This is a genomic window from Shimia sp. (genome assembly GCF_022448905.1).
Taxonomy (GTDB): Bacteria; Pseudomonadota; Alphaproteobacteria; order Rhodobacterales; family Rhodobacteraceae; genus Shimia.
Genome location: NZ_JAKVCW010000015.1, coordinates 1 through 13,424, shown reverse-complemented (window position 1 = coordinate 13,424; position 13,424 = coordinate 1). Strand labels below are relative to the sequence as shown.

The 13,424-nt window shown below is 56.0% G+C and carries 14 protein-coding genes and 1 pseudogene; 8 read left to right on the top strand and 7 right to left on the bottom strand.

Annotated features, from left to right (window positions below):
- The first annotated feature begins 1 nt into the window (after nt 1).
- Both edd and eda read left to right on the top strand, forming a co-directional pair.
- Complete coding sequence (gene edd / locus MK208_RS16800) at nt 2–1,810, top strand: phosphogluconate dehydratase (RefSeq protein ID WP_294118542.1); 1,809 nt, start codon at nt 2–4, stop codon at nt 1,808–1,810.
- Nucleotides 1,811–1,815: 5 nt separating this feature from the next.
- A complete protein-coding gene (gene eda / locus MK208_RS16795; protein ID WP_294118540.1) occupies nt 1,816–2,463 on the top strand; it encodes a bifunctional 4-hydroxy-2-oxoglutarate aldolase/2-dehydro-3-deoxy-phosphogluconate aldolase in 648 nt (215 codons plus the stop codon).
- Nucleotide 2,464: 1 nt separating this feature from the next.
- Here eda and MK208_RS16790 read toward each other — a convergent pair whose 3' ends face one another.
- The 7 genes from MK208_RS16790 to MK208_RS16760 all read right to left on the bottom strand — a co-directional run bounded on the left by MK208_RS16790 (nt 2,465) and on the right by MK208_RS16760 (nt 9,833).
- On the bottom strand, nt 2,465–3,853 hold the full coding sequence (locus MK208_RS16790) for an MATE family efflux transporter (protein WP_294118538.1): 1,389 nt from the start codon (nt 3,851–3,853) through the stop codon (nt 2,465–2,467).
- A 137-nt stretch (nt 3,854–3,990) separates the two neighbouring features.
- Nucleotides 3,991–5,214: an NADH:ubiquinone reductase (Na(+)-transporting) subunit F gene (nqrF, locus tag MK208_RS16785; RefSeq protein ID WP_294118537.1), complete on the bottom strand. Its 1,224-nt coding sequence runs from the start codon at nt 5,212–5,214 to the stop codon at nt 3,991–3,993.
- A 13-nt stretch (nt 5,215–5,227) separates the two neighbouring features.
- Nucleotides 5,228–5,836 carry an NADH:ubiquinone reductase (Na(+)-transporting) subunit E gene (gene nqrE / locus MK208_RS16780; protein WP_164645323.1) on the bottom strand — a complete coding sequence of 203 codons (609 nt, stop codon included), beginning with the start codon at nt 5,834–5,836 and terminating at the stop codon, nt 5,228–5,230.
- The gene (locus tag MK208_RS16775) at nt 5,836–6,489 is read right to left on the bottom strand and encodes an NADH:ubiquinone reductase (Na(+)-transporting) subunit D (protein WP_294118534.1); all 654 of its coding nucleotides are present in this window, start codon (nt 6,487–6,489) and stop codon (nt 5,836–5,838) included. The genes nqrE and MK208_RS16775 overlap by 1 nt, the downstream gene beginning before the upstream one ends.
- Nucleotides 6,489–7,298, bottom strand: a complete 810-nt coding sequence (locus MK208_RS16770) for a Na(+)-translocating NADH-quinone reductase subunit C (protein ID WP_294118532.1) — start codon at nt 7,296–7,298, stop codon at nt 6,489–6,491. The genes MK208_RS16775 and MK208_RS16770 overlap by 1 nt, the downstream gene beginning before the upstream one ends.
- Nucleotides 7,291–8,490, bottom strand: coding sequence for an NADH:ubiquinone reductase (Na(+)-transporting) subunit B (locus MK208_RS16765; protein WP_294118531.1), 1,200 nt, complete (start codon nt 8,488–8,490; stop codon nt 7,291–7,293). The genes MK208_RS16770 and MK208_RS16765 overlap by 8 nt, the downstream gene beginning before the upstream one ends.
- A 2-nt stretch (nt 8,491–8,492) precedes the next feature.
- Nucleotides 8,493–9,833, bottom strand: coding sequence for a Na(+)-translocating NADH-quinone reductase subunit A (locus tag MK208_RS16760; protein WP_294118530.1), 1,341 nt, complete (start codon nt 9,831–9,833; stop codon nt 8,493–8,495).
- Nucleotides 9,834–10,062: 229 nt separating this feature from the next.
- On the opposite strand from MK208_RS16760, the gene MK208_RS16755 reads away from it, so the two are divergent.
- From MK208_RS16755 to MK208_RS16725, 6 genes and pseudogenes are all read left to right on the top strand, one after another.
- Nucleotides 10,063–11,088, top strand: coding sequence for an FAD:protein FMN transferase (locus tag MK208_RS16755; protein WP_294118527.1), 1,026 nt, complete (start codon nt 10,063–10,065; stop codon nt 11,086–11,088).
- A 22-nt stretch (nt 11,089–11,110) separates the two neighbouring features.
- A complete protein-coding gene (gene nqrM, locus MK208_RS16750) occupies nt 11,111–11,353 on the top strand; it encodes a (Na+)-NQR maturation NqrM (protein ID WP_294118525.1) in 243 nt (80 codons plus the stop codon).
- 310 nt (nt 11,354–11,663) lie between these two features.
- Nucleotides 11,664–12,185, top strand: coding sequence for a CBS domain-containing protein (locus tag MK208_RS16740; RefSeq protein WP_294118522.1), 522 nt, complete (start codon nt 11,664–11,666; stop codon nt 12,183–12,185).
- 205 nt (nt 12,186–12,390) lie between these two features.
- The gene (mobC, locus tag MK208_RS16735; protein ID WP_294118521.1) at nt 12,391–12,747 is read left to right on the top strand and encodes a plasmid mobilization relaxosome protein MobC; all 357 of its coding nucleotides are present in this window, start codon (nt 12,391–12,393) and stop codon (nt 12,745–12,747) included.
- Nucleotides 12,702–13,082 carry a hypothetical protein gene (locus MK208_RS16730; protein ID WP_294118520.1) on the top strand — a complete coding sequence of 127 codons (381 nt, stop codon included), beginning with the start codon at nt 12,702–12,704 and terminating at the stop codon, nt 13,080–13,082. The genes mobC and MK208_RS16730 overlap by 46 nt, the downstream gene beginning before the upstream one ends.
- Nucleotides 13,083–13,103: 21 nt before the next feature.
- A pseudogene (locus MK208_RS16725) lies at nt 13,104–13,424 on the top strand (relaxase); the annotation flags it as partial.

The following is a 13,424-nucleotide window of genomic DNA, read 5'->3' as shown; positions in this document are numbered from 1 at the left end:
CATGCCACTCCACCCAACCGTAGAAAAAGTCACCGCGCGTATCATCGCGCGCTCCAAGCCACATCGCGATGGCTATTTGCAACGGATGGCAGATGCCGCAAGCCAAGGCCCTGCACGAGCGCATTTAAGCTGTTCAGGCCAAGCACACGCCTATGCGGGCGCAGGTCAGGACCAAGACGCGCTGGCAACCAAAAGCGCCGGTAACCTCGGCATCGTGACCGCCTACAACGACATGCTGTCAGCACACCAACCGTTTGAACGCTACCCCGCCCTGCTGCGCGACGCGGCCCGCGCCGCAGGTGGTACGGCACAGGTTGCCGGCGGCGTTCCGGCAATGTGTGATGGCGTGACCCAAGGCGAAGCAGGCATGGAATTGTCACTGTTTTCTCGTGATGTGATTGCCCTGGCCGCTGGCGTCGCCCTCAGCCACAACACCTTTGATGCCTCCGTCTATCTCGGTGTATGCGACAAGATTGTGCCAGGGCTGGTGATCGCGGCGCAAAGCTTTGGTCACTTACCAGCGGTTTTCCTTCCGGCAGGGCCAATGGCCACCGGTATCTCCAATGATGAAAAAGCCCAGGTGCGCCAGCGATTTGCCGCAGGGGAAGCGGATCGCGCCGAGCTTATGGCTTCAGAAATGGCCGCTTATCACGGCCCAGGCACCTGCACCTTCTATGGCACAGCCAACACCAATCAGATGCTCATGGAGTTCATGGGCCTGCACCTGCCCGGTTCCAGCTTTGTGTCGCCCAACACAGACCTGCGTGACGCCCTGACCGAAGAAGGCGCCCGCCGCGCGCTTTCACTTTCAGCGCTTGGCAATAACTACACACCGACCTGCGATATTCTCGATGAGAAAGCCTTTGTGAACGGCATTGTCGGGCTCAATGCGACTGGCGGCTCGACCAACCTGCTGATCCACCTGATCGCCATGGCGCGCGCAGGCGGCATTGTCCTGACTTGGGAAGACTTCGCCGAACTGTCTGATGTAACACCGCTTCTGGCCCGCGTGTATCCCAACGGTCTAGCGGATGTGAACCACTTCCACGCCGCTGGCGGTCTTGGCTATATGATTGGCGAATTACTGTCCGCCGATCTGTTGCACCCGGATACCAAAACTGTCGCGGGAGACGGTCTGGACAACTACACACAAGAACCCAAATTAATTGACGGCGCGCTCATCTGGCAGCCTGGAACAACAACCTCTCTCAACGACAAGATTGTCCGCCCCGCAACAGATCCGTTTCAAGAGACCGGCGGGCTCGCAAGACTAACGGGAAATATTGGCACTTCCGTTATGAAAATCTCTGCAGTCGCACCAAAACATCGGTTTGTTGAAGCCCCTGCACGTGTGTTCCACGACCAAGACGAAGTCAAAGCTGCCTTCCAAGCGGGCGAGCTGACCGAAGACGTGGTTATTGTGGTGCGCTTCCAGGGACCAAAGGCCACCGGCATGCCTGAACTCCACAGCCTGACGCCCTTGATGTCCATCATGCAAGGCAAAGGCCTTCAAGTTGCGTTTGTTACAGATGGGCGCATGTCTGGTGCTTCCGGCAAAATTCCGGCAGCAATCCATGTCTCGCCTGAGGCATTGGATGGCGGCCCCATCGCCAAACTGCGCGACGGAGACATGGTGCGCGTCGACGCAGAAGCGGGCACACTCGAAGTTCTGGTCGAGGATTTTGACCGCCGCGAACTGGCCGCTGCGGACCTGAGTTCGTATCAACACGGCACGGGTCGCGACCTCTTTGCCGCCTTCCGCAATGCGGTTGGCCCCGCCACCACCGGCGCCTCCATTTTTGAAGGGTAATTTCAATGTCCATCACTCCACAAACCGCGAGCGAGAAAGCCCGCGAGATCTGTAACGCGGCTCCAATTGTACCGGTGCTTGTCGTTGAGGACGTGGCGCACGCCAAGCCGCTGGCCGAAGCCTTGGTGGCCGGTGGCCTGCCTGCCCTCGAAGTCACCCTGCGCACCCCTGCCGCGCTGGATGTGATCCGCGCCATGGCGGAAGTCCCTGGCGGCCTGGTTGGCGCTGGAACGCTGCTGACACCGGCCGATGTGAAAGCCGCAAGGGAAGCAGGCGCAACCTTCGGCGTCTCGCCCGGCGCCACAGACACGTTGCTGGAAGCGTGCGAGGCGGAAGGCCTCCCACTTTTGCCGGGAGCGGCGTCCGCCTCTGAAGCCATGGCACTGTTGGAGCGCGGCTACAACATGTTGAAGTTCTTCCCGGCAGAGGCTGCCGGAGGCGCCAAGTTCCTTGGCTCACTGGCAAGCCCATTGCCGCAAATCAGCTTCTGCCCCACCGGCGGCGTAAATCCGCAAAACGCGACTGACTATCTGTCACTTCCCAATGTGGTTTGCGCCGGTGGCAGCTGGGTTGCTCCGGCCAAACTGGTCAAGGAAGGCGCCTGGGACCAAGTTGAAGCGCTGGCCAGCGAGGCGGCCAAACTCCCGCGCTAACCTACCAATTGCGACGCCCGCTGATGTGATGCAGCGTGCTTTCCTCTGCAAACGGATCAACCGGTTCAGGACGACTGAGCCGGTTGATTGTTTTTACGGCCATGAGAATACCCACTGCAGCAAACATCGCGCCGCCGATAGCTTGCCCCATCAACACACCAGACGCCCCCCAATAGAGACCACCCGCAATTACAAATGGATAGGTGCCCAGCGTATGGCGGCCCCAGTTCACGTAAGTGGAATAAATCGGATGCCCGAGATTGTTAAAACAGGCGTTGCAGACAAAAATCACGCCATTGAAGAATTGCAAAAGCGCCAGCGGGCCGCAGAACAGGTAGATCAGGGTCCGCATTTCGCCCTCGGCCTCAAACAGATCGGCAATCAAACCGCGCGCAAGAAACAGGATCAGCGCCGCCAAAAGCGTATAAGCCAACAAGAACTGAAGCCCCGCTTTCAGCGTGCCGCGCACACGGTCAAATTGCGACGCTCCAAAATTCTGCCCCACGATTGGGCCAATTGCCCCTGAAAGCGCAAAAACCACGGCAAAAGCCACCGGCATCAACCGGCCGATAACCGCCATCGCCGCCACTGCATCAGTCCCATAGCGCGCCATTTCGCGGGTCACGATTGCGGTGCCAACTGGCGACGCCACATTGGTCAGGATCGCCGGGCCTGCAATCGCACTGATCGCTTTGGCGTCACGTTTTAGAATACTGGCCTTCGGCGCGGCAAAACCCTGGTGAATGCGCAGCACACATAAAAGCGCGTAGGTACACATCACCAAGCGAGCAATGACAGAGGCATAGGCCGCGCCGTCCAACCCCAAGCCGAAACCAAAGATCAGCAGTGGGTCCAACGCCGCATTCACGGCCCCGCCAAACACCGTGCCCATCATCGAGCGCCGAGCGTCGCCATAGGCTCTAAGAACGGCCATGCTCACCATCGCCAATGACATCACCGGCATGGTTGGCATCACTATACCAACATACCGTTTCGCAAGAGCCAGAGTGTCACCTTCGGCCCCCAACCAGCTCAGGATCGGGTCCAGGTACAGAAAGACAACTGCCGGTATCACAAGGCCTGTCAAAGCGCCGAGAAGGGCCACGGAGGTGGCATACTCTTTGGCGGTCTTCGTTTGGTCTGCGCCAATGGAACGCGCAACCAATGAACCCGCAGAAATCGACAGGCCGATATTAATAGCATTTGTGAAAAACAGCAGAGTACCGGCGTAGCCCACTGCCGCTGCCAACGCTTTGTTGCCCAACATCGAGATGAAAATCATATCGACAAAGTCGACCGCAAAGATGGCCATCAAGCCAACTGAGGAGGTCAACGACATGACCGCCACATGACGCATCAGCGCCCCTTGCAAAAACACCGCTTTGGCCATTGTGTCCCCTGTTCGCTCTTTGGGTCTGCACAGACGAGCACCCTGCCACCGCCCACCCCGGAGGCCAACCCGCTTTTACACGTCGCCAAAAGAAAACGCCGCTCCGAAGAGCGGCGTTTTAGTGATCTGCTTTGGGTTTACCCGCCAAAGTCATCCAGCATGATGTCTTCGCGATCCACACCCAGATCAAGCAACATGTTGATCACGGATTGGTTCATGATGGGCGGGCCACACATGTAGAATTCACAGTCTTCTGGTGCCGGGTGGTTCTTGAGATATTCCTCAAACAAAACGTTGTGGATGAAGCCAGTGTAGCCTTTCCAGTCGTCCTCCGGCAGCGCATCAGACAGCGCCACATGCCATTCGAAGTTGTCAAACTCCTTTGCCAAACCGTCAAAGTCCTCAACAAAGAACATCTCACGTTTGGAGCGCGCGCCGTACCAGAAGGTGATCTTCCGGTCGCGGTTCTCGAGACGCTTGAGCTGGTCAAAGATGTGCGACCGCATCGGCGCCATGCCGGCGCCACCACCGATGAAGACCATCTCCTTGTTGGTATCGCGAGCGAAGAATTCGCCAAATGGACCAGAGATCGTGACTTTGTCGCCAGGCTTCAGGTTGAAGATATAGGACGACATCTGACCGGGCGGGATGCCCTGCGAACCCGGAGGTGGCGAGGCCACACGCACGTTCAGCATGATCAGGCCTTTTTCGTCCGGATAGTTTGCCATCGAATACGCACGTTCAATTGGCTCGCTCACAGTGGACTCATACTGCCACAAATTAAACTTGTCCCAATCCTCGTGGTACTCTTCCTCAATCGCGAAGTCCTTGTAGGAAAGCTTGTGCGCAGGCGCCTCGATTTGGATATAGCCACCAGCGCGGAAGTTCACATCCTCGCCTTCTGGCAGTTCCAAAACCAAGTTCTTGATGAAGGTCGCGACGTTTTCGTTGGAGCGCACGGTACACTCCCACTTTTTTACGCCGAACACTTCTTCGGGTACTTCGATGTTCATGTCCTGCTTCACCGCAACCTGACAAGACAGGCGGTCACCGCAAGACGCTTCGCGCTTGGTGATGTGGCTTTCCTCTGTTGGCAGGATAGACCCGCCACCGGAATGGACGCGCACTTTACACTGTGCACAGGTACCGCCACCACCACAGGCAGACGGCACAAACAGCTTCTGTTCCGCCAAGGTTTGCAACAGCTTACCGCCGGCAGGCACAGAGATGGTCTTTTCACCGTTGATGGTGATTTCAACGTTACCTGTGCTCACCAACTTAGATCGCGCCGCCAGAATAATGGTCACCAGCGCCAGTACGATCAGTGTGAAGAGAACAACACCTAGAGTAAATGTTTCCATTGCGCCTACCCCCTTAGAGTTTCACGCCGGAGAAGGACATGAAGGCCAAAGCCATCAGACCTGCGGTGATAAAGGTAATGCCTAGGCCCTGAAGACCATCGGGAATGTCGGAATACTTCAGCTTCTCGCGCACACCGGCCATGGCGGTGATTGCCAATGCCCAGCCAAAGCCGGAGCTCAGGCCATAGGTCACGCTTTCCGCGATGTTGTAGTCGCGCTCCACCATAAACAGAGAGCCACCCAGGATGGCGCAGTTCACGGTGATCAGCGGCAAGAACACACCCAGCGCGTTGTAGAGCGGCGGGAAGAACTTATCGAGGACCATCTCGAGGATCTGCACCATCGCCGCGATCACGCCGATGTAGCAGATCAGGCCAAGGAAGGTCAGGTCCACATTCGGGAAGCCAGCCCATGCCAGCGCACCAGGCGCCAGCAGATAGGTGAGAAGCAGGTTGTTGGTGGGAACCGTAATGGCCTGTACCAGCATCACGGAGATGCCCAGACCAAGCGCGGTCGAAATCTTCTTCGATACGGCGATGAATGTACACATGCCGAGGAAGAAGGAGAGCGCGAGGTTTTCAACAAAGACGGCCTTTACGGCCAGAGAGAGAAGCCCTTCCATTAGTGGCCCTCCACAACTTGAATTTTGTATTCACGCTCTTCCACCTGCTCCGGTTTCCAGGCACGTACCGCCCAGATCAGCAAACCGATGATGAAGAACGCCGAAGGTGGCAACAGCAGCATACCGTTTGGCACGTACCAGCCACCGTTGTTCACGGTCGGCAGGATGCTCACACCAAACAGGCTACCAGCGCCAAACAGCTCGCGGATAGAGCCAACAACCAGCAGCAGCGCACCGTAGCCAAGGCCGTTGCCCACACCGTCAATGAAACTGTCGATTGGCGGGTTCTTCATGGCAAAAGCTTCCGCGCGGCCCATCACGATACAGTTGGTGATGATCAGGCCGACAAACACCGACAGTGTCTTGGACACGTCATAGGCGTAGGCTTTCAGGACCTGATCCACGATGATCACCAAAGAGGCGATGATCACCATCTGCACGATAATCCGGATCGAGCCCGGGATTTGGTTACGAAGCACCGAGATGAACATCGAGCTGAAGCCGGTCACTGCTGTCACAGCCAGAGCCATAACAAATGCTACCTGCAGCGAAGATGTCACCGCCAACGCGGAACAAATGCCAAGAACTTGAAGAGTGATCGGGTTATTGTCGACCAATGGGTCGATCAGAAGGTCTCTCTTGGTCTGGGCCATCAGATCTCTCCTGCTTTGAGGTTTTCAAGGAATGGTGCAAAGCCAGCTTCGCCCATCCAGAAACGAACGAGGTTGTCGACACCAACCGAAGTCAGAGTTGCACCTGCCAGCGCGTCCACATGGTGTTCGGCACCGGCTGGTGGAGCGGCCTTTGCCACTGTGATTTGCAGCGTGCCGTCGTCATCCGACAACCGTTTGCCGTTCCACAGAGCTTTCCAACGCGGGTTGTCAATTTCAGCGCCCAGACCAGGCGTTTCCCCGTGGTCGTAAAACTGCAGGCCGAAAATGTCGTTGCCGTTCTCTTCCAGCGCGATGAAGCCGTAAAGCGTCGACCACAGGCCATAGCCGTGGATCGGCAGGATCACCTTATCAAGCGAACCATCGTTGTTACGCAGCAGATAGACCGTCACAAACTTCGCCTGACGGCCTATGCCAGCAGGATCGTCAGTGAGACGCGCAGACAGCTCCGGATCGGCAGCAGCCGCGCGATCGTCAAAAGTCGCCGGGTCAAACTGATCGGTGAATGTTCCGGTCGCCAACTCAAGCACCTGTGGCTCAAACACAGAGAAGCCTTCGATCACATCCATGCCATCTTCATACAGGCCAGCGACCTGCAAAACGTTGGCTTGTTTGTCTTTCAGCTTGTTCTGCTCCTGCATCGGGCGCAAAGCCACAGACACAGCGGACACAATCATCGAGGCCACAAGGCACAGGCTTACTGCGATAAAGACCGTCTTGCCAACGCTGTCCGGCGGGGCCGCCAGAAAGCGGGCAATGGGCCCTTTGTTTTGGTTGGAAACGTCAGACATTGCGACGGGCCCTCCGTTTGATGTTTGCTTGAACGACGAAGTAGTCGATCAGCGGTGCAAAGACGTTACCGAAGAGGATTGCGAGCATCATACCTTCCGGGAAGGCCGGGTTGATGACACGGATCATGACAACCATAAAGCCAATCAGCGCTCCGTAGATGTAGCGCCCCATATTGGTGTGGGATGCGGACACCGGCTCGGTGACCATGAACACCATACCAAAGGCAAAGCCCCCAACAACGAAGTGCCAATACCAAGGCATTGCAAACATTGGGTTGGTGTCAGAGCCGATCAGGTTGAGCAAAAGCGAGAAGCCGATCATGCCGCCCATACAGCCGACAACCAGACGCCAGTTGGCGATCTTTGTGATCAGAAGGAAAGCCAAACCGACCAAACAAGCCAAAGCCGAGACCTCGCCGATGGACCCCTGAACGGTACCAATGAACGCATCCATCCAGGTCATGCCGTAGTTTGGCAGTTCCTGATACCCTTGGGAGGCACCAACGGACAGCGCGGTCGCGCCGGAAAATCCATCCACTGGTGTCCAGATCGTGTCGCCCGACATGTCTGCCGGATAGGCAAAATACAGGAACGCACGCCCAGTGAGCGCAGGATTCAAGAAGTTTTTGCCTGTGCCACCAAAGACTTCTTTACCGACGACCACACCAAAGCTGATGCCCAACGCAACCTGCCACAGAGGTGCGGCAGGCGGCATGATCAGTGCGAACAACATGGAGGTAACAAGGAAACCTTCGTTGACTTCGTGACCACGGACCGTTGCGAAGATCACTTCCCAGATACCACCGACAACAAGCGTCGTTATGTAGATCGGCAGGAAATAGAGCAATCCATGTGCAAAGTTTGCCAGCGGGTTGGAGGCATCAAAGCCAATGCCAAGCGCAGAGATGATCGCCGCGCGCCAGCCACTTGGGTCGATTGTCGCATAGGCCGAGTTGACCTGAAGACCCACGTTGTAGAGTCCCATGATGATACAGGGGATCGTCGCGATCACCACGTAGGTCATGATACGCTTCATATCGACATAGGAACGCGCATGTGGCGCGGCCTTGGTCACGGTCTTCGGCGTATAGATGAAGCTCTCGACCATTTCATAGATCGGGAACAGTTTTTCGTATTTGCCGCCTTTTACAAAGTGCGGCTCAATACGATCAAAGAAGTTGCGCAACCCCATGGTTAGCCCTCCCTCTCAATCTTGGTCAGGCTATCGCGGAGTGCTTCGCCATATTCGTATTTAGCAGGACAGGCAAAGCCAACGAGACCGAGATCTTCCTCGTCCAGCTCCAGCGCGCCGAGCTTTTGCGCTTCGTCGGTGTCCATCACCAACAGCGCACGCAGCAGTTGCGTAGGCAGAAAGTCCTGCGGCATCAGAGCCTCAAACGTTCCAAGTGGCACCATCGCGCGACGGCCACCATTCAAATTTGAGGTCAGTGGATAGAGTTTTTTGGAGAAGGCGGACCCCAGCACCGGCAGGAAGCTGTACTTCGACGGCATGGGACGGATCCAACCCATCGGAATTTGCTTGTGATCCTCTTCTATGACAGTGACCTGACGGGCATAGCGCCCAAGGAACGTCACAACGTCTTCCCCTGCCTGACCGCTCAGTACCGAACCGGACACCAAACGAACTGGAAGGTCAGAGGAAACTTCACCTACGGTGAGCTCTTTCAAGGAAGCGCCTTCAATGGTGCGAACCAGACGTGGCTTAGCACATAACGGGCCGCTCAGTGCGATCACACGGCTAGCGTCAATATTGCCGGTTTCCAACAACCGGCCAATTGCGATCACGTCATGGAAGCCAATCGTCCAAACAGTTTTGGTCGCGGTTGGCGCCTCCAGGAAGTGCATATGGGTGCCAGCGAGCCCCGCAGGGTGTGGCCCCGAGAAAGTCGCAACCGTCACGCCGTCCGCGCTTGGCACATTTGCCCCTTGCGCGTGGCACAGGTACGTCGCGCCTTCGGTCAGCTTGGTGATGGCGGCAAGCCCTTTGGCAAACGCATCACCCGCATCGGCGACGACCACTGCTGGATCGCCGGCCAACGGCTCTGTATCCATGGCGTTTACGTAGATCGCCGCTGGAGATTCGTCTGGCGTGGGCACTTTGGAGTAAGGCCGCGTGCGGAAAGAGGTCCACAAACCGGCGGCACAGAGACGCTCCACCAGGCCTTCTCGCGTGGTCACATCGCCAATCGACGAGAAGTCTTTTGGCTCTGCTGCGTCGGTGTCCACTTCAATTTCCACACTGAGCAAAACACGTCGGGCGCCACGGTTAATGGCTTTGACCCGGCCAGAGACCGGCGCAACCACTTTCACATCCATGGTATCTTTGTGAGCAAAAACCGGATCTCCGGCCGCCACCACATCTCCTTCTGATACGGAAATGCGTGGCTTCAATCCTAAATAGTCGCCGCCCAAAAGGGCCACGGTGCGTACCGCAGCCCCTTCGTGAATCTCATCTGATACCGGCGCGCCGGTGATCGGAAGATTCAGGCCTTTTCGTAGCGCAAAATGCTGCACGCCTATGTCATCCTGTCGTTTTCTGGTTCGTCTTCGAGTTTAGGTGCCTATCGCGCATGCCTATACGCGTTCAACGCGCGCGCAACCAGCCCTTAAACTGCCACTTTTCTATTGTTTCTCACCTTTGAGGGCAATAAAGAACGTCTGCAACAGCGCGGATACACCGCAGCCCCCCGAAATTGGGCCGCGGCCTAGATTTGTTCCTGCAACTCAGTGAGATTCTCTAAAAATGACCGCCCTTTCGCGACGCAGTTTTATCTTCATGACGTTGGCGCTTGCGGCCTGCAAACGCGGCGCAGCTGATCTGTTGTTAAGCGGCCAAACAATGGGCACCACTTACACCATTGTCGCAGTTGAACCGCGCGGCGGTCTCAACAAGGACGCCCTGAAGACCGCAATTGATGCTGCTTTGCAGGATGTCGACAAAAAAATGTCGAACTGGAACCCGACTTCAGAAATTTCGCGGATCAATGCGCTAAAAGCCGATACACCGTTTTTCCTTAGCGCAGACATGCTCGAACTTCTGCAGACTGCTCAAGACGTGCATGACACCAGTGACAAGCAGTTTGACCTCACCCTTGGCCCTTTGATTGATCTCTGGGGATTCGGGACACAAAAGCCTACAGGTCGTATTCCGGACAGCGCCGCTGTCGCAAAGGCAATGCAATTTGTGGGCCAGTCTGAGGCGCTCACGCTGGACGGCAACACACTTTCAAAGTCCCACGATGGCACCCAGATGTACCTCTCTGCTATCGGCAAGGGGTTTGGTGTTGATCGCCTGGGCGACACCGTCAGAAGCTTTGGCGTTACCGACTTTATGGTAGAGATTGGCGGCGACATCATCACGTCCGGCAAAAATGCCGAGGGTTTACCGTGGCAAATCGCCATTGAAACCCCTGATGCACGTCAGCGCAGCTTCCTAAAGGTGCTGGGCGTGTCCGATCTGGGCATGGCGACGTCCGGCGACTACCGGAACTACTTCGAACATGACGGCACCCGCTACAGCCACATCCTGAGCGCGACGACAGGTCGCCCTCTGACCCACGCCACCGCATCTGTATCTGTCTTGACCCAAAACGCTATGCTTGCGGACGCCTGGGCCACCGCCCTCCTGGTGGTCGGGCGCGAACGTGGCATGGAAATTGCGGAGCGGCAAAATCTCGCGGCCTTGTTTATCGACCGTGAGATCACATCTGGTAAGATGCGCTTCGAAACCTACGCCACCGATCAATTCGCCAGCATTCAACCCAGCTAACCTCTTCAAAGGACCCCAAGCGATGGAAACCTTTATGCTCACTTTTGTACTGTTGCTTCTGGTAACGCTTGGAATGGCGGTTGGAGTGATGTTTCGCGGGCGCACAATCAAAGGCTCTTGCGGCGGGTTGAACGCAATCAGTGACGCAGACAAATGCGTGGTGTGCAGCAAGGATATTGATCCGGACAGCCCGCTGCGCGAGCGCCTGCAATGCCCACGCGCCAAAAAGATGCTGGAACAGATGCAGGAAGAAGACCGCGCCTAACCTCCGAAACCACAATATGATCAGAAGGCGTCTCATTGAGACGCCTTTTTAGTTTGTGGTGATCGGCAACAACCCAACCGCCAACAAACACACCGCTGCTGTGACACCAAACACCCAAAGCTGCCACCGCGGGCCCTCTTCTTTCCACACGCGGCGATAGCGATGGCCTGCCAAGCAGGCCAAAACAAACAATAGAGTGGCAATCCAAGGCGAAAGCACAACGTCTGGCAAAAGAAAATTCCCCAAAAGCAGATTCTGCAGTTAGGCTGGACACATAAGACTAGAGAATTTTCTACGCAAGGAGCCCCGAATGCCCAGTTCCTATCAAGCCCCAAACCGCAAATCGGAGGGGAAGACCAAAACCATGAGCCAATCCACGGACACAAATACATCGTCTGATGTGGCCACCGTGCAAAAGGTGCTGGATCAAAAAGGCGGAAACGTGTTTTCGATTCGCCCACAAGACACGCTTGGGGATGCCGTGAAAGTACTGAAAGAACGCGGAATCGGTGCCCTCCTGGTGACCGACGCCAACGGCGCTTTGCAAGGTATTCTGTCCGAGCGCGATATCGTCCGCAAACTGGCAGAAACTCCCGGCCAAACCCTACCTCAGCAGGTGTCAGACGTGATGACCAGCAAAGTGCAGACCTGCACACCGGACGAGCCAATGGTTTCCGTTCTGCGCCGCATGACGGAGGGTCGTTTCCGCCACATGCCTATTGCAGACGACTCCGGCCTGATAGGCATGGTCACGATTGGAGATTTGGTGAACTACCGCCTAACGGAGCTGGAACATGAAGCTTTGCAGCTCAAACAACTGATTGTCGGCTGATACGACATCCCCAAAAACAAACAAAGGGCCGAGAATTCGGCCCTTAAAAATCAAATCTTTTGAGAGATTTGGTGCGGTCAGATGGATTTTGCCCAAACTCATCTGGAAAAGGCGCGAAGGTCGATTTTGAAGAGGTTTTCCAAGAGCTTGAGCGTTGGAATGACATCCTCAAGGATGACAAGAATATCCTGCGAGGGCCACGCCCATGAGCCGCCTCGCACCGTTCTCATTACGCCTTACCCCTGCGGAACGTTCTCAGCTTGAATCTCAGGCTGGGGGCATGTCGCTGTCCTCGTATATCAAGTCCGTGGTTTTTGCCGCTGAAGCTCCCAAATATCGGAAGCGGCGGAAACCACCTGTTGCGGAGCAACAGCTCTTAGCTGAGGTGCTAGCGCGTCTGGGACAAACCCGACAGGCCAACAATCTCAATCAAATCGCCAAGCACCTGAATCAAGGCACGTTGATCGTCGATCCTGAACTAGAAGATGATCTCAAACGTGCTGTTGCCGAAGTGGCGTGGATAAGAGCGACATTGATGGAAGCCTTGGGGGTAAAATCATGATCCTCAAAGGTTCTCAACGGGCTGGTGCCAAAGCTTTGGCAGATCACCTCATGAATGATCGTGACAATGATCATGTGAGCTGTTTAGAGTTGCGTGGAATTTTATCGGAACAACTTCACGGTGCATTCGCTGAGATGCACGCAATTTCTAAAGCCACACAATGTAAGCAGTTCATGTTTTCCCTGAGCTTGAACCCACCACAAGATTACATCGCCACCGAACAAGACTTCCTTGAGGCAGCAGACCGCGTAGAACAGCAACTCGGGCTGACTGGTCAGCCACGCGCTATCGTCATGCATGAGAAGGAAGGTCGTCGCCACGCGCATGTGGTGTGATCGCGGATTGATGCGGATGAAATGAAGGCGATCAACCTCCCCCACTTCAAAAACAAACTGCGTGATCTATCGCGCGAACTGTTTCTGGATCATGGGTGGGTGCTGCCCGATGGCTTGGCAACCTATGGGAATAAATCCCCGCTCAACTTTACGCTCGAAGAATGGCAACAGGCCAAACGCCAAGGCCTTGACCCACGCGAAATCAAGCAGGCTTTCCAGCAAGCGTGGGAACGCTGCGATAGTCAGGTTGGATTCAAGAATGCTCTTGAAGATCGCGGTTACTTTCTCGCCCGTGGAGATCGTCGTGGATTTGTGGCGTTGGATGTTGATGGCAATGTCTAC